Here is a 21,061-nt window from a genome sequence, read left to right on the forward strand (position 1 = left end):
ATAAAGTGTAAAAATACCGTTTACTCATCATATAGATTATCCCTATAATTCTCCTATTCTAAAAAGGTTCTGCTACTTCCAGATGTATCTTAACGTCACTTTAATAATGCCATGTTCTATTCACATGTACAAAAACATTCTGAAACCAGTTAATTTTCTTTAGTGTATCTAAAAATTATAATATATCGTCAATTTGTTTTGCTTCCACAGATTCATATTAAAAGAAGTCTTTAACGCATGCTATGGTCATACCGGTGTTATTTAGAAACTAAAGAGTGTTCGGAGACGGTTACATGACTATTAATATAATGTCCTGAATTTCCCCTTCCGATATTCCTTAAAAAATAGTCTCCTCTTAATACCGCAATGTAGATGAAGATAGCGTAAACATTTCTGATATATCTCGAATACTATTTTCCGCCATTTAATACACTCTTTTGTATCGCAAAAAACAAAATTTGACATTAAGTCTACTTAAAGTGCTACGCTAGTATAGTTAAAGTATTTAATATAGGAGGGAAAATATGTATCAGGCATCAAAACAACGTTATCAATCTATGATATATTCCCGCTGTGGTAACAGTGGAATTCAGTTACCAGCTATTTCATTGGGGTTCTGGCATAATTTCGGCGATACTGCTTCATATGAAATTATGAAACAACTCTGTTTTACCGCTTTTGATAATGGAATTAATCACTTTGATTTAGCAAATAACTATGGACCGGAACCTGGCAGTGCGGAAAAAAATCTGGGGCGTATTTTGAAAGAAAACTTTGTGACATATCGTGATGAACTAATCATCAGCACTAAAGCTGGATATGAAATGTGGGATGGTCCATATGGAAACTGGGGAAGTCGAAAATATCTTCTTGCAAGTCTTGACCAAAGTTTACTGAGGATGGGATTGGAATATGTTGATATTTTTTACCATCATCGTATGGATCCCCACACACCATTGGAGGAAACTATGGGAGCTTTGGCACACAGCGTTAAAAGTGGCAAGGCATTGTATGTAGGTCTATCAAATTATGATGCAAAAACGCTGCAAAAGGCGACTGAAATTTTACAGGAATTACATTGCCCATTTATTATTAATCAAAATAGGTATTCTATTTTTGACCGAACAATTGAACAAAATGATTTAAAAGAGTCCTCCTTAAAGCTAAAAAAAGGGATTATTGCGTTTAGTCCTTTAGCACAGGGAATGTTAACTGATCGATATTTACATGGAATCCCGGAGGATAGTAGAATAAAGACGGACGGACGATTTTTAAATGCGTCTGCCTTATCCGAAAAGCGATTAACTCAAATCAACAAACTCAATGAGATAGCTGAGAAGCGCGGACAGACACTTGCAGAGATGGCTATAAGCTGGATTCTGCGTGATGGAATCGTGACCAGTGTTCTCATAGGCGCTTCCAAACCCTCTCAGATTCTTGATAACATTAGAGCTTTAAACAATTTAGCATTCACAGAAGAAGAATTGCATCAGATCGACAAGATTTCTTTCGTATAACAGCATAAACCATTTCGTTTTTATGAATTTCTTACGTAATGAACCTATTGAATAAGCCATATCCAACTAACACTACGATGTAATGTTCTTTTGTATTCTACTAAATGTGTTTTTTGCTTTTATTTAATAAAACATTTATACTCCATGATTTCAGGGACTAGATTTCTATCGGAACGGTCGTGTTTGGATAGGTATACAGTATCACTATTTGTTCATCATCAGGTCTGCTGGGTGAAATCCTATGATGTGGTTTCCCTTCATATCCTTTTTTGTTTAAAAGGGTACGTTGAGCAGGCAGTGTTTGCCGAATGACTAAATATCCACCAACTTTAGGGGGGCTGGGGCTTATTTATTCGCCCCAGCCTTCAACCCTTCTACCATGTATTTTTGGAACGCCATAAAGAGAATTGTGATAGGAAGTGCAACAAGCACTGCTCCAGCCGCGAATGTTGTAAATTCCGTGTTTCCTCGTCCCGTCACCATCTCAAACAACCCAATTGCCAAGGTTTTATTCTCATTGGATCGCAAAACCAATCTGGCGAAGATAAAGTCCATCCACGGCCCGATGAAGTTTGAGACCGCTACGAAGACTAGAATCGGAACACTCAATGGCATCATCACTCTAAAGAAAATAGTGAAATGACCTGCACCGTCAATTTTCGCTGCTTCCTCTAAACTGCGGGGCATGGAATCGAAGTAACCTTTCACAAGCCAGGCGTTAAACGGAATAGATCCGCCCGCATAAACCAAGATGAGTCCCCAATGATTATCCAATAATCCCATTTGTAAAAGCAGGATATAGATGGCGATCATCCCCATAAATCCTGGGAACATTTGTAGAATCAGCATAGCCATCAGTCCTTCTTTCCGGCCTGGAAAGCGGAATCTGCTAAACGCATAGGCAGCTGTGACCACTAAAAAGGTCGAAATCACCATGTTCCACAGTGCGATTTTTAAGGTGTTTTTGTACCAGGTCACATACTCGGTTTTTTGTATCAAATAGACGAAATGGTCCAGGGATAAACGGATACCTTTGACGGACTGGGCGATCTGAGTGAAATCAAAATTCCGAACCCCATCCCAAAAGAGACCCCATTCCATCCCAGGAAGAAGCTGTGCACTGAAGAGGGAATCGCCAGGATTCAAACTTCCCATGAGAATCCATACAACTGGATAAAGCACAAAGATGGCCACCACGAGAAGCAGGAAATGTTTCCACACGAATGAAATTCGTTCACGTGTTTTTTGTTTCATGACATCATGTCCTCCTCGTTGAATGCTTTCGTTCGTCTAAAGTTCCAAACCGAAATAATAGCGATGACAATAAAGATCAAAATGCTCACAACGCTTGCCATATTAAATTGGCTTTGGTCGAGGGTCAGTTTGTAAATCCAGCTGATTAAAATATCTGTTGAGCCTGCATAACTGTAATCCACATTCACAGGTCCACCATTCGTCATAAGATAAATCAGGTTAAAGTTATTGAAATTTCCAGCAAACTGCATGATGAGTAAGGGGGCGGTGGAGAACATGACAATCGGCATGGTGATTTTCCAGAACTGTTGCTTCCCGTTTGCCCCGTCCACTTGTGCTGCTTCATAGAGTTCACGATCAATGCTCGTCATGACACCACTCATCAGGACCATCCAGAACGGAAATCCGAACCAGATATTTACCATGACAAGTGCGAATTTCGCCCATATTGGGTCGCTGAGCCATGGGATGCTGGCGAGTCCAATGACTTCTAAATATTGGTTGATTGGCCCGAATTCCCCGTTGAATAGATTCCGCATGATCAAAATGCTGACGAATGATGGAATCGCCCATGGTAAGATATAAATGCTTCTCCAAAATTTTCGGAATTTGATTCCTTTAGAATTCAAGAGAACCGCAAACAAGATTCCGACAAAGAATGTGGTAACCGTGGCTAAAATCGCCCAAATAATCGTCCATCCGAAGACGCCGATGAACGTACGATTCCAAGTTTTCAAGTTAAATAAGTCAATAAAGGTTTGAAATCCCACCCAGTCCACTAATGAAGCAGGCGGCAAGTGGTTCGGTCCCGAATAGTTGGTAAAAGCGATTGCAATACCAAAAATCAGAGGCAAGATGGTTAAAAAGGCCGTGAACACAATCGATGGTGTGAGCAAAAAGTACGGAAATCCTTTATCCATTAAGACACGGAGAGTTTTTTTGAATGTGTTTGGTTTTTTCCCTTGATCTCGCCATTGTCCGACTTTCCAAGCATCCTTCGCGTTCAAATAATACATCCAAACAAAGAACAATCCGCAAATTAAAAAGATGATTCCTTCGATTAACAAGAAGATACTGTGATCCCCTTGCTGAATTTCAAATCCCACACGGGTCTGTACCGTTTCCCCTAATGTAGCTAACCCCCACATAGCATTTCGAAACGGCAATGTCCAAAACACCACGAGGTATAGCTCCATACTGGCAAATAGAATGCCTTTGATGTACTGTCGATTGTACAATTGCCCAAGTCCCATAAACAGCAAAGAAAAGATTAGGCTTTTCTTGGCATGTGTTTTCATTTATTTTTGACCTCCTTTTCCCTTCTTAGAAAAAAAGAACCAATATCTCACTACCTGGATATTGGCTCTTTTGATAGATGACCTCTTTATTTTTTATTCTGGGTGGTCACTGCATCTTCAATTTGTTCTTTGGCTGAGTCAAGCGTTTTTTTCGAGTCTGTTCCATCATTCCAAATGGATGTGTAAGCCATTTCCATTGGTCCCCATACTGCTTGCATTTCTGGGATGTTTGGCATCGGCACAGCATTTTTCGCCTGTTCCAAGAAAGCCATGGATACTTCATCTTTTTTAATGGTTTCGTTATCAAGGAGCGAAGTCGCTGGAGGTAATTGGCCTGTCAATTCGTAACGTTTTAAGAGCATTTCTTCACTGGAAGCCATTTGAGCAAAAAGAGATGCTGCTTTTGGGTATTTGGAATAACTGTTTACATAGTAAGCTTTGATGCCTGAGTAGGATTTTGGCGTTTCGCCGTTATCTAATGTTGGTAGCGGAGCGATTCCAAAGTTCACACCAGCATCTTGATGGTTTTTAACATCCCATGGACCTGAAATACGAAAGGCTAATTTATTTTCATTGAAGAAAGAGGAAATGACATCACCCGTGATATCTTCTTTTTTCATCGGTAACAATTCTTTGTTGATTTTTTTCATGAATTCCGCTGATTTGATGGCTCCTTCATTGTTGACACCAAGATCCGTTGGATCAGTGTCTTCTTTTCCGAATACATAGCCGCCATATCCAGCAAGGAAAGCATGTGTATAATAAAAGTTACCTGGTTCCATCATAAAACCATATTTCTTATCTTTTCCTTTGCTCGTTGCTTGGAATTCTTTAGCTGTTTTAAACAAGTCATCCCATGTTTTTGGAGCCTCTTTCACGATGTCTTTATTGTAGTACAAGGCATACGTTTCAATGGAGATAGGGTAGCCGAACATTTTCTTTTTTCCATCTTTGTCAACAAAGCTTGTCCCGTTTACCGCTGCTTCCAAGAACATATCTTGATAATCATCGGCAAAATAGTTGTCATACACCAATCCTGCTTTTACCAATTTTCCTAAATGGTCATGGGCGGAGTTGAAAACATCGGCACCTAAGCCAGCTGGTCCGTCTGTTTCCAATTTGCCCGCTGCGTCTGTGTGTCCTACTTCTTGTACTTCAACAGGCACATTGTATTTTTTCGTGAATTGCTCTGCAACATAAGTCGCCCATGCGCCCTCGTCTGCCCCGTTGTCCCAAATAATCAGGCTTGCACCATCTTCAGGTTTGAGTGTTTCTTTTGTGGTTTCCTTGGGTTTTGGTTCTGTGGTTGATTTTTTTGATTCATCTTCCGAACATCCTGCCAACAGACCTGCCAACAAGGTGGCCGATGCCAACATACCAACTATTCTTTTCTTGATCATGTGAAACCTCCTAAATGGGGAATTTTATACCATGTATAAAATCATGTTGCAAACGCTTTCATGATGCATTGTATTTATTTTAACATATTATTCCAATTATTTTCTTAAACTTTTTTATTTTTATATACTTTCAGTTCTGATAAACCCGTGCACGAATGAAAAGTAATTCCAATGATGTTAATTGGAAGCGTTTTTATAATAACCATTAAAAAATCTGTATCGTTTTCTTTGTGCCATGGCTCGTCATTTATCCATGTGGTGAAGCTTCTCGGCTGGTCATGATTTTCTGAAAACAAAGCATTCGCTCCTGTGTCCTACAGTCTCTCATGCCATCTGGACAGCATTTGCTTTAAAAGCGGCATAATTATAACCCTCCCCTCATCCCCTCGATTCCATAACCAGGCATTCGAACTGAAAAACCATGTTGAAATATCCTTTTCTTCCCCTACCCATTTGTCTCCTTCTTCCAAACGCTCCCCATTGTCTTCTCCAATCATCATGATGGCATAGCGGGCAAACGTTTCTTCCGTTAATAGCACACGAAACCCCGCTCACATTCATTATATGAGGGAAACATAGTTATCAGAAATTTATTTTTCACATTATCGTATTTCTATAGTTCGAGAATATTGAGAATACACTCCGTATTTTGGACGATATTTACATTGCTTGAGTATCAGTAACTTTATTTATGCAGTGAAGAAATCACTAAACAAATTACAAGTAAACAAAAAGGATAGACGAGCACATGTGTATGCTTGTCTATCCTTTACTATTTTTGAATTTCTACTGTATAAGTTAAGCGTTCAATTTAACTCGATTTTCTTCTTCATTTATTACAATATCCCCATAAAATCACGAGCTTCTTACTTACCGAGAGTCTTAGTTACCCCAAAAACATCCTTCGCATCGCTATACTGATTAATCGCAATATCCAGATCATGAAAATAACGGTGTATTAATCGAATCTGTTCTTTGTCTGCTTTATTTTTGGTTGTCGTAGCAAGTGCTTGAATCTGCTGAAAGTCTTCAGATAATCGTTTATTTACTGTCCCGTGTTTAATCATTTCTTTCATATCTCTCTCAAGTATAGCTGATAAGCTCTTCGCCTCTGAAATATCTAATTCTTCAATATTACCATAGCCTGTTAAGTCATTATATTTTGCGTGATATTCTGCAATTAAGACGCTTTCTTCATACGATATATTTTCGGGTGGATTTTCTTTTACTTGTTCAATAGCTTCTTTGGATGGTTCGTTCAAATGATAATAGATAGTAAAACCAATTACTCCTGCTGCTAGTATTCCTATTATTACTATAATAAGAGATAGCCACTTTGATTTTTTCCTTTTTTCTTTTTTACTCAATCTTTCTCCCACCCATCAACAAAGTATTTGTTCTCTTATCATTGGGATTTTATACCACATAATAAATTATGACAGGTTTACCTCATCTGTACAAATAAACCAACCGAAAGTCTGTACATTGGTTGGTTTATAAATAAAAGATTAAAAATAGAAGTCCATTAAAGTTTCATCCATTAAATCTTGTGTTAATCCTATGTAGATCATTGTATCTTTTTGGTTAGAATGGTTTAAGATTTGTTGCAGCAGCGCAATATCTTTATATTTTTGATAGTGTAAATAACCGAATGTTTTACGCAAAGTATGGGTTCCCACATCTTGAATATCAGCCATTTCGGCGGCTTTATTTAATACACGATAAGCCTGTACTCTGGTAATGGGTCCATTCCCTTTACGGCTTGGAAAAAGATAATCTTCCTTAGAGAGTTTTTCTTTCTTGACATATTTTTTTACTTCTTTACGCAATTGTGGATTAATCAAGAACCGCTTCGTTTTTTCTGTCTTTTGTTCAATTATGACAATATGGGTTCCATCCAATATATCTTTTACGCGCAGTTGCAATAAATCCCCAATCCTGAGTCCTATATTAATTCCGATTGTAAACATTAGATAATCCCGATAACTGCAATAGCGCATTAATGCTTTTTTCATAGCCTCTATTTGATCAAGCCGGCGAATAGGCTGTACATTTTTTATCCGTTTGGTTGCTGTATGCACTTGTTTCCAGTCCCCCTTCTACCCTTCTTTCATTGTACGTGAATAGACCATTCAAATACAAGATTTTTTAATTTTCACATCCTCTATAAAGGTTGATTTAATCACTTTTCGAATGTATCAATTCAGGTCCTTTGTTACATTCGGAATTTTCAAATATTTAATAACAAATTTCTACTCGATTCCTTATTTTTCGTCAAAAGCCTACAAATTGCTCATATTCAAAATTAACTATTTATAATACAAATACCTTCAAAGAAAAAAACAAGGTCCTTAAAAGCGAATTATGAAGGTCGTTTTTTGAATTCTTTTGTCTTAATTTTGGGTATTATTCACTTAACAATACTGTATAACATACACTATTATATAATTAGGAGGTGGAGGCGTTTTGGATGAACTTATACAATCTCTCATTATTGAATTACGAAGAGGTACACTTACTCTTGCCGTTTTAAGTCAACTCCAAAATCCGGAATATGGATATTCACTCGTTCAATCCCTCGAGGAAAAACATGTAGCGATTGATCCAGGCACCCTTTACCCTTTATTGAGAAGATTAGAAAAACAAGGATTACTGATTAGCAATTGGGAACTAAATGGAAATCGACAAAGGAAATATTATCGATTAAGTCCAGAAGGCAAAGAAGTTTATAAAAAATTAGAGGAAGCTTGGACTGAAACAGCTCAACAAATGATACAATTATTACGAGAGGATGGATGAGATGAATTTAATTGATATATATGTTTATGAAGTTACAAAATGGCTACCTGAAAATTCCAAAGCGGAGATTGCAAGGGAACTTCAGGGGCACATTGAGGATATGCTACCCGATGACTATACGGAAGATGATGTAAAGGACGTTTTAAATAGCCTTGGGGATCCTAAAATTCTCGCTGCTAATTACAGCGGAAATAAACGGTATATTATAGGACCACTCTTTTACGATAGTTATATAAAGGTTTTACTAACTGCGATGGCTATTATGGCCTGTATAATAGTAGTGGGTCAAATCATCAGCGACATTTCAGATTTCACCAGTTATTCTTCAGTTGTAACCTTTTTCATCCATATGTTTTCAGATTCGATCATGGGAGTTATTCAAGCTGCTTTCCAAGTATTTACCTGGGTTACGATAACATTTATAGTTATCGACAAAGTGGCAGATTCTAATAGCATCCCTCTTATTAAGCCAAAGTGGACGATTGACCAACTGCAAAGACGGACTGTTCAAAAACATAAATATCAAATACCAAGATCCGAAGCTATATTTGGGTTCATTTGGACAATCATATGGATTTTGGTTTTATTATTTTCACAACAACTGCTGGGTTGGTACGAAACAGAAAATGGGGAACTGGTTTTAAAAGCTTCTTTATTTAATCCATCCGTCCTGAAAACGTATGTACCCCTTTTGTTGGCATTGGCAGTTTTAGAGATTAGCTTAGCTGCATTAAAATACACGATAGGTAAATGGACATACTACACAGCCATACTTTATACAATCCAAATTACATTTGTTATAGCACTCCTTTATAAAATGCTGTATGACACTACTCTATTCAACAATGATTTTTTAGAACGGTTCAATCTATTATTTGAAAAAACCACAAGCGGTACATTGCCACCAGGTGTAATTACCATCATATTAGCTATCGTTATTTTAATATTGGTTATTGATTGCGCCTTTGCCTATTACAAAGCCTATAAAACAACTAAATATCAGCGCAAACATAAGAAGTAAACAAGAGGATGCATTCTATATTAAAGATAAACTTTAGTAGAGCTGCATCCTTTTTATTTTGCTTACTTCTTATCGGAATAAAATACATGTTCAACTGTCAGACGATCTCCAATCCTTAGTATGCCAAATGAGTATTCAGGTTGGCGTCTTTTATCTGTAGGAGAACCTGGATTAAAGAGAATCGTTCCACCAATCGTTTTATTAATAGGTATATGGGAATGTCCGAATATAATCATATCCAGTTCCATTTTGCTAAACGTTCCAATTGCTCTTTGCTCTGTTGTTCCTTTTTTGCCATGACCATGGACCATCCCAATACGATACCCCTCTAATGACAGGATTTTTTGAAATCCGAATTGATCTATAAGGTCTTGTCCATCTACATTTCCACAAATACCCTCGACTGGTGCATAGGCTTTTAATTCTTCATAGACCTCTCTCGTTTGCCAGTCTCCTGCGTGCAAAATCAGTTCAGCTGTTTTTAATTCCTCCTTTAAACGCGGAGGAAGACCTTTAGCCATTCTCGGCATATGAGTATCTGAAACAACAACTACTTTCAATCACTCTTCACCTCGATACATTGATTAGTTGATTCCTTTATATGTCTTTTCAATTCATTTAGAAAAAAGAAACAATCATCTATAGTACTAAATATCCGTACCGGAATGATAATGGCACGAATGGCATCTGTATAAATATAAATATAATTCTTTTGCTTTACAATCGTAATAATGTCTTGCCATTTATATAATTCCTGTTTTCCCCCTTCAACCATTTCTTTTAATCCATCTTTCCTCACGACTAGCTGATATGTACCAAATAAATTGGGCTCCCTGCTATTCTTATGAAATTTTTTAAATTTTCTTTTGATTGCTCTTTCAACATAAACCGAATAAAAGGTAACAGGCAATAAGGCAATACACAAACTGTATACATAATGAATAAGTGATAGAGGACGAATATAAAGCCATTGCAGGATCAACAAAATACTGAAGGTGATGAAAAAGAGCTTTATTTTTCTGTTCCTCATTCTACGGAGATTTGATTTGGACTGCTTTGTTTCATGAAGATAAAAATCAATTAAGTCAGTTAGTTTAAGGTCATATGTTAATACCATCTTATTCCCTCATATCTTTTGGTTTCCCTTCATTGTAACAGGATATAACAGTAAACAAAAAGGACAGCCAACATTATGACTGATAATGTCGGACTATCCCGTAAAATTCCGTTTTATTATATTCAGGATATTTAGATGAAAAGTGAACATAAACCGGGCTATCCAACAACCACGGATAATATGCTAATAGCGTTTGATCTCCATAAACAATGGCATGCAAGGCTACAGGCATCATTTTCTTGAAATGCTCATACCGTTCTCCTGCCTTAGATACATCAAAATCACCATCACTTATATGAACATAGGCTGTAAAGATGAACTGCCCGTTCATCATCTGCCAATCAGCCACCACTTCATCGCGCATCTCCCAGTTAATCTTTGACGCATCAATTTCATAGCCTATGCTGAGAAAGATCTGTCCGCTCACATCAGAATGTGTCAACGTATATTTTCTACACTCTAAAGGACCCAAAGGAGTCATAGGTGGAATAATGGTCACACTTAATTGTTCTGTCTGGAAAGCCATAGCAGAAACACCCCTTAATAAGATGATTTTTTTATCATTCTATGATACTTGCCTATAATTGGTGCACTGGAATATTGAAAATCTCTCTTTATTCTTACACTGTTCATTTCATAACACCCTCGAATTCTTAACTTAATCACAGTATTTTACAGGATGGATTTACTTTTCATATTCGGTTAATACTATTCTCTACAGAATGGGCTCGCTTTCCGCGGGCAAGCATCAAGCCTCCTAGCGCTATGCGCTGCGGGGTCTATGATGAGCTTGTTCTTCCCGCAGGAGTCTCCCCCATTCTGCAGAAAATAGGATTCGGTGCTTTAGGGGAGTTTTCTCAGTTTAAGACAGAAATTCTTTGAGTTTTTTGGTACTATTATTTACCAATGTGACGATGAGGGTGATAATCAAATATATGTAAAAGAATCTAGAACAGCTCGAGATGATTACGTTAGAACAACTTGTGCCAGAGCGTAAAGTAGAAGTCACGATTGATTTTTCGTTCATCTATCCACTTCGTGAGGATATTAAGAACGTTTGAATGTAGAAATTAACGGAGACCGGGAAGACCAAGGTTAAAAAACCTTTTCCACCTGATAAATTTGAAAAAGAAGATATCAAAGAAAGAACCACGGACGCGGAAAGTCCAAAAATGGATTAAAAAAGTAGATAAGGATAGGTCTAACCCTCGTGAATAATCCAAAAAATAAAGAAGGAACTTAGAAAATGGCCCCTTTAGAGCCTTTCTGAATTCCTTTTGTCTACAACCTGATGCTCCTAATCAGGAGCAGTTGTGATTACATTTTAGGTGAAGAAATTTTGAAAAAGTTGGACAGTCAGTATTGTTGTTAACAAGCATCCAAAGGTAGTTAATAATATACTTTTTCTATTGTCTTGCTTATCTTCAGGTTTAAGGAATTCATAAATTTGTATGATCCATATTGCCATAGTTACAAGGGCTAAAATCCCAAGGGACAAAACACTCACCTCCAAAAATTTTCATAATACCAAAACTTGTTAAACTAACGTTTCTTTACTAGCATTACAGTTCAACTGAAAAAGTATTAATTCCTACTGGATCAACGCCTCAATTAGTTGTAGATATCTAACTAAATGGTATGTTATATATAATTGTCCAAGATGTTCCTGATAAACCAGATCGTCCAAATCCTAGTTTCTTATAAAGTTGCACTGCCTGAATGTTGTTGGGGTCAACACTCAAAGACAGTGATGTATAACCATCTCTAGAAGCTGTTTCAAGTAACTTTTCCATAAGCAGGTTACCGATCCCCTTACCTCTTAATTTATTAATAACAGCTATACCTATCTCCGGAGTCTTATCGTCAACATATCCATATCCCTTTTGATCTTCTGTAAATAGACGATACCACGCTGCACCAACAGGTATATTATCCTCAAAACCTATTATTGCTCTATCACCTTTTCGTCCCCATCCCTCACTATATTTTTTGATATGTGGTAAATTTAACAGTTCTTCTTTAGGCGGCTTATTTTCAGGTATATAAATAGATTCATACATCATATCCGTTAAAAAATCTAAATCATGCTGACTATGTTCCAAACTTTTTACATGTATCAAAATTTACCACCTCATTGTTTTAATACTAATTCAACACAGAAAAATTGTTAGCTGATCTTCAATTAACAATTCCTTTTACAAAAAAAATCTTCTACCATTGCCCCTCTTAGCTTAATAATTAGATAGTTAAAACTAGCATATCCTCATCATAATACTGCCCATTAAATTTTAAAGCATTTTTTTCTACACCATAGACCTCGAATCCCAAAGATTTATATAGTTTCTTGGCTGAGATGTTTTCAGATACAACCTTCAAGTGAATTTGCTCCAATCCATCACAATTCTTCGCTTTCTTTATTAGTTCAACTAGTAGCGATTTTCCTAAACCCTTTCCTCTAGCTTCTGGTACTACATACATCCCGAAAATATTTCCTTTGTGACTGGTTTTGAGACTGGGCTCACACATAAAAGTAACTATTCCAACTAACGAATCATATTCATTAAAAGCACCTAGGACAAATCGATCCTTAACAGGTTCTAATCGTTCTGCAACAAATTCTGGTGAAAATTCCACTTCTCTCTCATATGTTGAACCAAATGCTTCTGGGTTGATTTTTAATGCACTTAATCGTACTTCTTGGTACACCTGAGCATCAGACGCATTTAGAATACGTATTTTCATCATTCATTCCTTACCCTTTTATCGCTTCACTATATTCCTGCTAAAGCGAATCACCTTTTCTGCTTAATCAAATCTATCACATAGTATATTAGAGCAATTAAAGACGAAAGAAGAATAATGATGATTACTCCTACCGTGTATACTGCCCACTCTACCGAATCAGCGTTACTCATTAATATGTACCCAAATGTAAAATAAAGGATAAAGCTTACAAAAACTGATAATGAGAAGATACTAATATATTTTGACATATATGGATCACCTACTCGAAACAACAAATTTATCTTCTTAAAATATATTCGACTTCTCTTTATGATAATCCATTTTCTACAAAGCTTCCCCTTTTCCACTATCAGAAGTCTAATAGAAAAGAGCATTAATTCTTCTTGGGGTTAATGTCTCAGTTATTTTGAGTAGTTGAACTTATCGTTCAAAAAATGTAAAGTTTAGTTGATTGGTATGGAAAAGGAGTGAGATCGTGTTTTTCAAAGAAGATAAGAATTCTAATAAAGAGGCGACGAATTGGGCTTATTATATAACGTTTTTATATTGGGGCGTGATTCTATTAATAAACTTTTATTTTGAGCAATATAAAGGAAGAGAGTTCATTTCTAGTTCAGGCACTATTTTATTCTCAGGAATAGCAATTCTTTTCATCTCCGAGTTTATATTAAAAAAGTCTCTGAATAAGTAAATTCATTTTCATCCCTTAACATCATTGCTACACTAGTTATAAATCTAATTTCATACAGTTACCTCATTTGCCTGCATGAGAAAAGAAGCTACCGTTCACAGCTCCATATAAACTGTACTAAATAAACTTCCAATAAAACATTAAGGATAAACACCTAAAGCCAGGGTGTTCTAAAAGGATCTATAAATGAAATAAAATGAAATTGACCGCTCAATTTCATTTTATTTAGAGGCTGGTTATATCCCAGCCCCAACTATTATTTTATTGGAAATCAGCCATTAATTCATCTACAATTCCTTTAACTGTTTTCTTTTCTTTAACCGTATCAATCGCTGTATTTACAGAAATAATACCTTCTGAAATTTTTCCATCAAGCATTCCTATACGAAGACCGCCGCGCTTATTAATCTCTTGTTCAACTTCACCAGTAGATTTCCCACTATTATACATTTGCGCCAACTCCACCGCTGATTTAGTAGGAGTAGAACGCTGTAGACCTGAAACAAGTAATAAATCTTCTGCTTTAGAATTGATAATGTCTTGTTTAGCCTCCTCAGAAGCAGGATTCTCTTCAGATACAATAAAACGAGTTCCTACAAAGACTCCTTCAGCTCCAAGTGCGAAAGCAGCTCGTACCCCACGAATATCATTAATTCCACCTGCAGCAATAACCGGGATGTCAACAACATCTACAATTGTTGGTACGATTGAGAAAGTACCAATTGGTCGTTGTGGGATATGACCTCCCTCGTCGTATCCTGTAGCCACGATAATATCAACACCACTCTCTTCTGCGATTTTTGCAGAAACAACCGATGGCGTTAACTCTCTGAAAATTATAATACCACCACGATTTTTTATTTCTTTAAAAAAGTTTCTATTAACTTCACCTACCGCTACAAAGATTTTGACATCTTCTTCAAAAGCAACATCAAGTGTTGAACTTATAAAAACATCTGTCTCCATACCTTCTTCGGGAGAATACACATTAATGCCAAATGGTTTATCCGTTAACTTTTTAATTTCTCTAATCTCACTTCTAAGTCTTTCCTCTATAGATACGTTTTCATCTTTTGCAAGTGGACCCGCATTAAATCCTAAGACTCCTAATCCACCAGCTTCAGAAACAGCAGCAACAAATTTAGCGTTTGTAAGCCAATTCATTGGTGCTTGAATAACTGGATATTTTATTCCTAAGATGGCCTCTACTCTTTTGTTTGTTTTTGTATTCATATTTTTCACCTCTAAAGTTTATATCTCTTCTTATATTATGTTAACTTACTAAGGTTTTATCAGCAAATTTCAATTAGTCTAAACAAAAGCTTCTTCTACAATCACAGTTGATTATTAGGAAGACATTATTTGAAAACGACTTCTTCCGGTAACCTGTTCCTTATTGCTATAAAGATTTCAATAGAAAAAGGCATTAATCCTTATTTAGAATCAACGCCCCATTACTTTTTAAATAATATATCACGAGAAAATATAAAGTTATATTTTCCGGTAAGCTATATAATCTTTTTTTGTTTGATTACTCCATATACGATAGGAATAGCCACACTTCCTATTATAATGGGGATGAGCCATATGCCTAATTGGTTCTCCCAGCCTAAAGCAATTGTAATTGACTCAAATGAAATCAAAGCAAAGATGATAAGGCTAATATTTTTTAACTGATTCATTGTTTTTCTACTTATCAAATAAAATTCTTCGGCATTTTCATCATTAATTTGTTCTGGATAATTATGTGTCTCTGGATACTTTTCAAATAAATGCATTAAACCTGCCACAAAGACACCCAAAACAGGTAAAATTAAAAGTTCTATTTTTGAACCCCAACGATCAACTTCACCCAGAGCATTAAAATGTACTGGCACTTTAGCAGGTAGTGCCTGCCAATTGAATATTAAAAAGATGATTGATCCTAAATAGAATGTATAGCCAATAAGATCCCAAACCAATTCACTCTTCGTTTTTCCTATTTTTATTTTAGGTCTTTCCCAAGAATTTAATATGCTATTTACCTCCTTTACAATGACGTCAACTAAAAAACTTCCAACTATGTATATAGTATTTATTCGTTACGATACTATTAAATCCTTCTTCCGCTAATCTGATTTGATAGTAAAAAAGCATTTGAATTATTTGGCAATCGTACCCGTACCTTTTAAGTAGATAGTTTCACAACCTAATTACAATTCATATCCTTGTTTTTCTCCTTCTTTCAAATTTAAAATATGTTGTTGGATGAACTATTTGAAAGATTAATGTCACTTCTTCTTATTGTAAAAAAACCTTGAAAGGCTAGAAGCCAATCAAGGTTCAATACCAGGCACAATTACCTCTAATTAGTCTCAATTATGAGAAACTGTTTGAGGGTTCTTGAGAGCAGGCAGCAGAATACTGTCGATTAGAGTTGCGTAGAAATCCTTGTCGAACGGCTGGTGTTGAACAAGTCCACGAAAAGCAGCCATGGAAACAATAACCTGGCAAGCCATCTCAACATCCGCATGAGCGGATAATTCGCCACGAACTACAGATCGTTGAATGAGTTCACGATTCAGGGTGTCCCAAGAATCAAAAATTCCGATACCACCCCCCTCAGACAATTCCATCTGCTGCAAAAAAGACCCTAGCCCCATAATGACTCGAAGCTTTTTCTCTCCTTCTTCGATCGATTGCGGCTTTAAAAGGGCAAGAAGATCACCACGTAATGTACCTGTATCAGGCAAATGCTCCAACTCAAGATGACTTCGGTTCATCCAGGTCAGCGCTTCCTGGACTAACTCTGCCTTAGAAGACCATCGGCGGTATACTGTTGCTTTTCCGGCCTTTGCTTGAGCTGCAACCATGTCCATTGTCATACCATCGAATCCCGCATCCGCAAGAATGTCTATCGCCGCTTCAAGAATTTTCTCGTCCCGTGTGTGATCGCGCTTACGTCCTAATTTTTGTGCAGGCTTCTCTGCCAATACCTCAGCTACTTGGCTTTGCTCGGATGTTTCTTTCTTTATTTTCTTCATACATTTAACCCCTTTTAAACATTTTATAAAACTTATTAGTTTCGGAACTTTACAGTTCCGTAATTGTGTGGTTTACTATAATTATCCCACATTTGCTGGGAAATTTATAGATAGTATTCCATATATAAAGGAGATTAAAAACTTGCAGAACAAACCTGTAGCATTGATCACCGGAGCAAACAAAGGAATAGGGTTACAAATTGCAAAGGATCTGGCGGCACACAATTATACCGTGCTTATCGGATCACGTAGCCTAGAGAACGGAAAGTCGGCCTCAGCTAACATTGGAACGGATGCACATGCTCTCCAGCTCGACGTTACAAATCAGGATTCCATCTTTGCTGCAGCAGAACGTATTCGGAGCGAATTTGGTCGTCTCGACGTACTCGTGAACAATGCAGGCATCTCACATGCAGGAAAACCTGGCGATCCGTTTCCGAGCGGCGGCGCGGCAAGCGGTCTTATGACTATTGCTTCACTCGAAGACATTCGCGCAGTTTATGAAACGAATGTTTTTGGAGTCATTGCTGTTACACAGGCCATGTTGCCACTTTTACGTGAAGCTCCAGCAGGTCGGATCGTCAATATGGGCAGCACTGGCGGCTCCCTTAGTTGGAATTCCCTTCCGGAGAATTCGCACCGTGCGATGTTTGGAGCCTATTCAGCCTCAAAATCAGCTGTTCATGCGGTGACACTTGCCTTCGCTTTCGCGCTTGAATCGTCAAATATCAAGGTCAATGCTGCATGTCCTGGACATACCTCAACTGCACTCAATAATTTTTCTGGCTCTCGCAGTGTCGAACAAGGAGCACGTGAAGCAGTCCGACTTGCGATGCTTGATGCGGATGGTCCAACAGGGACCTTCTCTGATGAAGATGGTGCCATTGCTTGGTAATTAACGTCTATAAAATAACCTTTAGCATGAAAAGGGGGGAAGCATAATGCGTGTTTTCGTAACAGGAGCAACCGGGTACATCGGTTCCGCCGTCATCCGCGAACTCATAAACGCCGGGCATCAGGTCGTCGGTCTTGCACGCTCAGACAATAGTGCCGCGAAGTTAAAAGAGGTTGGGGTCGATAGTCACCGCGGCGATATCGACGATCTTAACAGTCTTCGCAGTGGTGCAGCTGCTGCGGATGGTGTGATTCATCTAGCATTCAATCACGACTTTTCGAATTTTGACGGGGCACTCACAGCGGATCTGCACGCCGTCGAAGCGATGGGTTCAGCTTTGGAAGGGTCCGGTAAACCGTTCGTAATCACCACCCATAACAACGGATTGGCAGCAGAAAATGTAATGTTATCACTGGCTGAACGCGGAGTGCGAACATCGATTGTCGAGCTTTGTCCTTCAGTACATGGTGAGGGTGACACAGGATTTGTGCCTAAGTTAATCCATATTGCCAAAACAAAGGGCTTCTCAGCCTATGTGGAAGCGGGAACCAATCGCTGGCCGGCTGTTCACCGACTTGACGCAGCACATCTATATCGTCTTGCCTTAGAAAAAGCCCCCGCCGGTTCAAGACTAAATGGGGTTGCAGATGAAGGGGTACCCTTTTATGACATCGCAAGAGTCATCGGACAACAATTGAACGTTCCAGTAGTCAGTATTTCACGCGAAGAGGTAAACGACCACTTTGGCTTCCTTGGCACACTTGCAGCACTCGATATCCCAATATCAAGCACTGCAACTCAGGAACTCTTAAAATGGAAGCCTGTGCAACTTGGACTAATCCCTGACCTCGAACAGGAGCACTATTTCAATAATTGACTATAGAAGCTCCCGTACCTTTAACTAGCTTTCACGGGAGCATTTTTTCATTATCATGAACCTGCTGCCCCAGCATTATAACGATAAAAATCAATTGTATAGTGACCATTTTTGCTAGAAGGACAGGGATTAGGATGTTGAATTATTTAATCCATCAGCAAGCAGTGCTTCGGAATTGCCAAAATAACCAATCACCGATTTAGAAATAGATAAAATGATATAAGTGAAAATACTAAGCCAAACACCCTTTTCGCCAGCTTTTAGGTTATCATATGACTCCATCAGCATTCCTCCTCGATCAAACTTGTATCACCTTTTCGTAGGATTAGTTCATGATTGAAGATATCTTTTCTAACATTTCCTTAATGGAACAAAATAATCGTTCTACCTTTACTATTCATCTCCTATATTTTGGAATAAAAATTACAAAAGAGATTTATTTCTATAAAAAAAGAAAAGGTTGTTTATGCATTGATGGCTACTGATGAATAAAAATGAACATCTATTTTGGTATCCTCGAAATTAAGACTGCTTCTTTTACTAAGACCCAGGTTAGTGGAAGAGAAAATGGAAAGGATACATAAATGACTCTTTTTCAAACAATTTATATATAGACTGTTGACCTTAGACATTACTCCAATGTTATGGTTGTATTGGGGGTGGTTAATATGCAAATCAAGGATTTTGCTAAGAAATATCAAATTCAAACGGATACTATTCGTTATTATGAGAAAGAGGATATATTGAAACCTAAAAGGCGAGACAATGGTTATCGAGAATATGATGAAGATAGTGAAAAGCAACTACAGCTTATCATCGTATTAAAGCAGCTGGGTTTTACCATAAAAGAGATTCAACAATTGCTTATATTAAAAGGCGAACCAATATCCACAGATTGTAACAATTCAACAGTATCGCTAATTGAGCAAAAAATAAGAAAAATCGAGGAAAAAATTCGGTTTTATGAACAAGCATCAAAATTATTGAAAAACGTTAAAGAGCTAATCAATGAAGAGAAATATACAGAAAATAAAGAAGTTGTTGAGGAATTGATGTTTGAACTCTTCAAAAGTAGTGATAAGAGGAATATATAATGACTATTAATAAGATAGTTCGTATAGAAAATGGATTTGCCTGTGCAGTTTCTTTTTTTATTTACGTGTATCTAAACTTTCCGATATGGTTGTTTTTTGCCCTCTTATTTGTTCCTGATATTACAATGATTGGTTATGCGATTAATAAAAAAATAGGTGCAATTATTTATAATATTGGACACAGTTTTATTGCACCTCTACTTTTCTTTTTAAGTTACTTTTACTTTCCAAGAGATTATTTACTTATAGTATCCATCATCTGGATCTCTCATATATTTATGGATAGATTATTGGGTTTTGGATTGAAATATGAAGATTCTTTTAACATCACTCATATACACAAACTTTAATGGAAATAATTTTGTATATGAATGTACTTTAACAATATGGTGCTCTAGTTAAACAACGGAGACAGCAAATAGCTGTCTCTTTTTAGGTGAAATTAAGAAAAATTACTAAAAATCCCTCTAACCATTAACTTTTACTTAGTTAGGCATCACTTTTACATCTTTCAATATCCATTTTTCCTCTTTATATACCCAGCTGGATTGAACTGCAGCTATTCGGTCAACAACCGATGCTCCAGATACTTGCTGTATACAAACAAGTTCTTTATGTCCATCTTGATCAATATCTTTTACTTTTATCGATTTATATTCGCTTACGAGTGTTTCCGATGGTTCACTTAATATCCCTTTTCGATAAACGCCGAGCTTATCATATTTCTTTTTATGATTCTTTAAATCAATCGTATAGGATTGGTTAACTTCTGGAATCATCAAAATAGCTTGGTAGTTATTTTTAAAAGATCCATTGATATTAAGGGTGTCAGGGAGGTCGATTTGTTCGATATTATAATTATAAATGCAAAAAGCATAATAATCATTAACTCCTCCGCTTCCGCCAGTTGGAATCTCCATCACGACTTCAAGTGTATTGTCTCCATTCAGATCGAGAAAGTTGACGGAAGGTTTAAATCCACCTGGAATGGTTTGCTTCTTACTGCCCTGTTTTGTTTTTACAACCAACTTAAATTCTTTATAATATTTAGTAGCCTGATCAAAAGGAATACCATACAAATAGATATGATCCTTCATCCCGTCTCCTGTTACATCAATTTTGTAAGTTCCAAGTTCCACTTCCCGACCTTTTTTGTCTATTTTTGCGGCATTAATGGATATAGGCTGTTGCAGTAAACATCCTAAAATACCGAAAATCAAAAAAAGATTTATCCCTTTTTTCATATGTTTATCAGCTCCCAGATAAAGGATTAATTCATTATAGAATGCCATGAAATAAGCCTTTTTATGCATAACACTAAGATAATTCA

General features: G+C 37.1%; 23 protein-coding genes. 7 read left to right on the forward strand and 16 right to left on the reverse strand.

Annotated elements, in window-relative coordinates; translation table 11 throughout:
• Positions 1 to 524 precede the first annotated feature (524 nt).
• Complete coding sequence (locus tag AC4G3K_RS13905) at positions 525 to 1,517, forward strand: aldo/keto reductase (RefSeq protein WP_491133689.1); 993 nt, start codon at positions 525 to 527, stop codon at positions 1,515 to 1,517.
• Positions 1,518 to 1,862: 345 nt separating this feature from the next.
• Here the strand turns inward: AC4G3K_RS13905 and AC4G3K_RS13910 are convergent, their stop codons facing one another.
• The 6 genes from AC4G3K_RS13910 to AC4G3K_RS13935 all read right to left on the reverse strand — a co-directional run bounded on the left by AC4G3K_RS13910 (position 1,863) and on the right by AC4G3K_RS13935 (position 7,529).
• A complete protein-coding gene (locus AC4G3K_RS13910) occupies positions 1,863 to 2,771 on the reverse strand; it encodes a sugar ABC transporter permease (protein ID WP_491133690.1) in 909 nt (302 codons plus the stop codon).
• Positions 2,768 to 3,952 carry a carbohydrate ABC transporter permease gene (locus AC4G3K_RS13915; RefSeq protein ID WP_491133691.1) on the reverse strand — a complete coding sequence of 395 codons (1,185 nt, stop codon included), beginning with the start codon at positions 3,950 to 3,952 and terminating at the stop codon, positions 2,768 to 2,770. Before AC4G3K_RS13915 ends, AC4G3K_RS13910 begins: the two co-directional genes overlap by 4 nt.
• 203 nt (positions 3,953 to 4,155) lie before the next feature.
• Positions 4,156 to 5,469, reverse strand: a complete 1,314-nt coding sequence (locus AC4G3K_RS13920) for a sugar ABC transporter substrate-binding protein (RefSeq protein ID WP_491075059.1) — start codon at positions 5,467 to 5,469, stop codon at positions 4,156 to 4,158.
• A 314-nt stretch (positions 5,470 to 5,783) separates the two neighbouring features.
• Positions 5,784 to 6,008 carry a hypothetical protein gene (locus tag AC4G3K_RS13925; RefSeq protein ID WP_491075057.1) on the reverse strand — a complete coding sequence of 75 codons (225 nt, stop codon included), beginning with the start codon at positions 6,006 to 6,008 and terminating at the stop codon, positions 5,784 to 5,786.
• Between the two features lie 327 nt (positions 6,009 to 6,335).
• Positions 6,336 to 6,836 (reverse strand): hypothetical protein, encoded by a 501-nt coding sequence (locus AC4G3K_RS13930; protein ID WP_491133692.1) that lies wholly within the window; start codon positions 6,834 to 6,836, stop codon positions 6,336 to 6,338.
• A 141-nt stretch (positions 6,837 to 6,977) separates the two neighbouring features.
• Positions 6,978 to 7,529: a tyrosine-type recombinase/integrase gene (locus AC4G3K_RS13935; RefSeq protein ID WP_491076213.1), complete on the reverse strand. Its 552-nt coding sequence runs from the start codon at positions 7,527 to 7,529 to the stop codon at positions 6,978 to 6,980.
• 406 nt (positions 7,530 to 7,935) lie between these two features.
• Between AC4G3K_RS13935 and AC4G3K_RS13940 the strand changes: the two genes are divergently transcribed.
• Together AC4G3K_RS13940 and AC4G3K_RS13945 are read left to right on the forward strand one after the other, a co-directional pair.
• Positions 7,936 to 8,268, forward strand: coding sequence for a PadR family transcriptional regulator (locus AC4G3K_RS13940; protein WP_491133693.1), 333 nt, complete (start codon positions 7,936 to 7,938; stop codon positions 8,266 to 8,268).
• Position 8,269: 1 nt separating this feature from the next.
• Entirely contained in the window at positions 8,270 to 9,289 is a 1,020-nt protein-coding gene (locus AC4G3K_RS13945; protein WP_491133694.1) for an HAAS signaling domain-containing protein, read from the forward strand.
• Between the two features lie 62 nt (positions 9,290 to 9,351).
• Here AC4G3K_RS13945 and AC4G3K_RS13950 read toward each other — a convergent pair whose 3' ends face one another.
• The 8 genes from AC4G3K_RS13950 to AC4G3K_RS13985 all read right to left on the reverse strand — a co-directional run bounded on the left by AC4G3K_RS13950 (position 9,352) and on the right by AC4G3K_RS13985 (position 16,865).
• Positions 9,352 to 9,849 (reverse strand): metallophosphoesterase family protein, encoded by a 498-nt coding sequence (locus AC4G3K_RS13950; protein WP_491075053.1) that lies wholly within the window; start codon positions 9,847 to 9,849, stop codon positions 9,352 to 9,354.
• Positions 9,846 to 10,406 (reverse strand): YcxB family protein, encoded by a 561-nt coding sequence (locus AC4G3K_RS13955; RefSeq protein WP_491133695.1) that lies wholly within the window; start codon positions 10,404 to 10,406, stop codon positions 9,846 to 9,848. Before AC4G3K_RS13955 ends, AC4G3K_RS13950 begins: the two co-directional genes overlap by 4 nt.
• Before the next feature lie 73 nt (positions 10,407 to 10,479).
• A complete protein-coding gene (locus AC4G3K_RS13960) occupies positions 10,480 to 10,932 on the reverse strand; it encodes a staygreen family protein (RefSeq protein ID WP_491133696.1) in 453 nt (150 codons plus the stop codon).
• A gap of 1,099 nt (positions 10,933 to 12,031) precedes the next feature.
• The gene (locus AC4G3K_RS13965) at positions 12,032 to 12,526 is read right to left on the reverse strand and encodes a GNAT family N-acetyltransferase (RefSeq protein ID WP_491133697.1); all 495 of its coding nucleotides are present in this window, start codon (positions 12,524 to 12,526) and stop codon (positions 12,032 to 12,034) included.
• Between the two features lie 118 nt (positions 12,527 to 12,644).
• Positions 12,645 to 13,151, reverse strand: a complete 507-nt coding sequence (locus AC4G3K_RS13970) for a GNAT family N-acetyltransferase (protein WP_491133698.1) — start codon at positions 13,149 to 13,151, stop codon at positions 12,645 to 12,647.
• 952 nt (positions 13,152 to 14,103) lie between these two features.
• Positions 14,104 to 15,075: an NAD(P)H-dependent flavin oxidoreductase gene (locus AC4G3K_RS13975; RefSeq protein WP_491133699.1), complete on the reverse strand. Its 972-nt coding sequence runs from the start codon at positions 15,073 to 15,075 to the stop codon at positions 14,104 to 14,106.
• Positions 15,076 to 15,350: 275 nt separating this feature from the next.
• Positions 15,351 to 15,803: a DUF1648 domain-containing protein gene (locus AC4G3K_RS13980; RefSeq protein WP_491133700.1), complete on the reverse strand. Its 453-nt coding sequence runs from the start codon at positions 15,801 to 15,803 to the stop codon at positions 15,351 to 15,353.
• Positions 15,804 to 16,196: 393 nt separating this feature from the next.
• Positions 16,197 to 16,865: a TetR/AcrR family transcriptional regulator gene (locus AC4G3K_RS13985; protein WP_491133701.1), complete on the reverse strand. Its 669-nt coding sequence runs from the start codon at positions 16,863 to 16,865 to the stop codon at positions 16,197 to 16,199.
• A gap of 67 nt (positions 16,866 to 16,932) precedes the next feature.
• On the opposite strand from AC4G3K_RS13985, the gene AC4G3K_RS13990 reads away from it, so the two are divergent.
• Both AC4G3K_RS13990 and AC4G3K_RS13995 read left to right on the forward strand, forming a co-directional pair.
• The gene (locus tag AC4G3K_RS13990; RefSeq protein ID WP_491133702.1) at positions 16,933 to 17,760 is read left to right on the forward strand and encodes an SDR family NAD(P)-dependent oxidoreductase; all 828 of its coding nucleotides are present in this window, start codon (positions 16,933 to 16,935) and stop codon (positions 17,758 to 17,760) included.
• 46 nt (positions 17,761 to 17,806) lie between these two features.
• The gene (locus tag AC4G3K_RS13995; protein WP_491133703.1) at positions 17,807 to 18,637 is read left to right on the forward strand and encodes an SDR family oxidoreductase; all 831 of its coding nucleotides are present in this window, start codon (positions 17,807 to 17,809) and stop codon (positions 18,635 to 18,637) included.
• Between the two features lie 129 nt (positions 18,638 to 18,766).
• Here the strand turns inward: AC4G3K_RS13995 and AC4G3K_RS14000 are convergent, their stop codons facing one another.
• Positions 18,767 to 18,919 (reverse strand): hypothetical protein, encoded by a 153-nt coding sequence (locus AC4G3K_RS14000; RefSeq protein ID WP_491133704.1) that lies wholly within the window; start codon positions 18,917 to 18,919, stop codon positions 18,767 to 18,769.
• 386 nt (positions 18,920 to 19,305) lie between these two features.
• Here AC4G3K_RS14000 and AC4G3K_RS14005 point away from each other — a divergent pair, with 386 nt between their 5' ends.
• The gene (locus AC4G3K_RS14005) at positions 19,306 to 19,731 is read left to right on the forward strand and encodes a MerR family transcriptional regulator (RefSeq protein WP_491133705.1); all 426 of its coding nucleotides are present in this window, start codon (positions 19,306 to 19,308) and stop codon (positions 19,729 to 19,731) included.
• The gene (locus tag AC4G3K_RS14010) at positions 19,731 to 20,081 is read left to right on the forward strand and encodes a DUF4260 domain-containing protein (RefSeq protein WP_491133706.1); all 351 of its coding nucleotides are present in this window, start codon (positions 19,731 to 19,733) and stop codon (positions 20,079 to 20,081) included. Before AC4G3K_RS14005 ends, AC4G3K_RS14010 begins: the two co-directional genes overlap by 1 nt.
• Before the next feature lie 135 nt (positions 20,082 to 20,216).
• On the opposite strand, the gene AC4G3K_RS14015 is transcribed toward AC4G3K_RS14010, so the two are convergent.
• Positions 20,217 to 21,023, reverse strand: a complete 807-nt coding sequence (locus AC4G3K_RS14015) for a YybI family spore inner coat protein (protein ID WP_491133707.1) — start codon at positions 21,021 to 21,023, stop codon at positions 20,217 to 20,219.
• Positions 21,024 to 21,061 lie beyond the last annotated feature (38 nt).

The sequence above is a fragment of the Bacillus sp. z26 genome (genome assembly GCF_058313635.1).

What these genes read in the sequence shown, in the direction of transcription:
- AC4G3K_RS13960 (WP_491133696.1), bottom strand. Translation starts at nt 10,932, where the DNA reads ATGGCTTTCCAGACAGAACAATTAAGTGTGACCATTATTCCACCTATG.
- AC4G3K_RS14005 (WP_491133705.1), top strand. Translation starts at nt 19,306, where the DNA reads ATGCAAATCAAGGATTTTGCTAAGAAATATCAAATTCAAACGGATACT.
- AC4G3K_RS14015 (WP_491133707.1), bottom strand. Translation starts at nt 21,023, where the DNA reads ATGGCATTCTATAATGAATTAATCCTTTATCTGGGAGCTGATAAACAT.
- AC4G3K_RS14010 (WP_491133706.1), top strand. Translation starts at nt 19,731, where the DNA reads ATGACTATTAATAAGATAGTTCGTATAGAAAATGGATTTGCCTGTGCA.
- AC4G3K_RS13920 (WP_491075059.1), bottom strand. Translation starts at nt 5,469, where the DNA reads ATGATCAAGAAAAGAATAGTTGGTATGTTGGCATCGGCCACCTTGTTG.
- AC4G3K_RS13970 (WP_491133698.1), bottom strand. Translation starts at nt 13,151, where the DNA reads ATGATGAAAATACGTATTCTAAATGCGTCTGATGCTCAGGTGTACCAA.
- AC4G3K_RS14000 (WP_491133704.1), bottom strand. Translation starts at nt 18,919, where the DNA reads ATGGAGTCATATGATAACCTAAAAGCTGGCGAAAAGGGTGTTTGGCTT.
- AC4G3K_RS13905 (WP_491133689.1), top strand. Translation starts at nt 525, where the DNA reads ATGTATCAGGCATCAAAACAACGTTATCAATCTATGATATATTCCCGC.
- AC4G3K_RS13910 (WP_491133690.1), bottom strand. Translation starts at nt 2,771, where the DNA reads ATGAAACAAAAAACACGTGAACGAATTTCATTCGTGTGGAAACATTTC.
- AC4G3K_RS13995 (WP_491133703.1), top strand. Translation starts at nt 17,807, where the DNA reads ATGCGTGTTTTCGTAACAGGAGCAACCGGGTACATCGGTTCCGCCGTC.
- AC4G3K_RS13975 (WP_491133699.1), bottom strand. Translation starts at nt 15,075, where the DNA reads ATGAATACAAAAACAAACAAAAGAGTAGAGGCCATCTTAGGAATAAAA.
- AC4G3K_RS13985 (WP_491133701.1), bottom strand. Translation starts at nt 16,865, where the DNA reads ATGAAGAAAATAAAGAAAGAAACATCCGAGCAAAGCCAAGTAGCTGAG.
- AC4G3K_RS13945 (WP_491133694.1), top strand. Translation starts at nt 8,270, where the DNA reads ATGAATTTAATTGATATATATGTTTATGAAGTTACAAAATGGCTACCT.
- AC4G3K_RS13955 (WP_491133695.1), bottom strand. Translation starts at nt 10,406, where the DNA reads ATGGTATTAACATATGACCTTAAACTAACTGACTTAATTGATTTTTAT.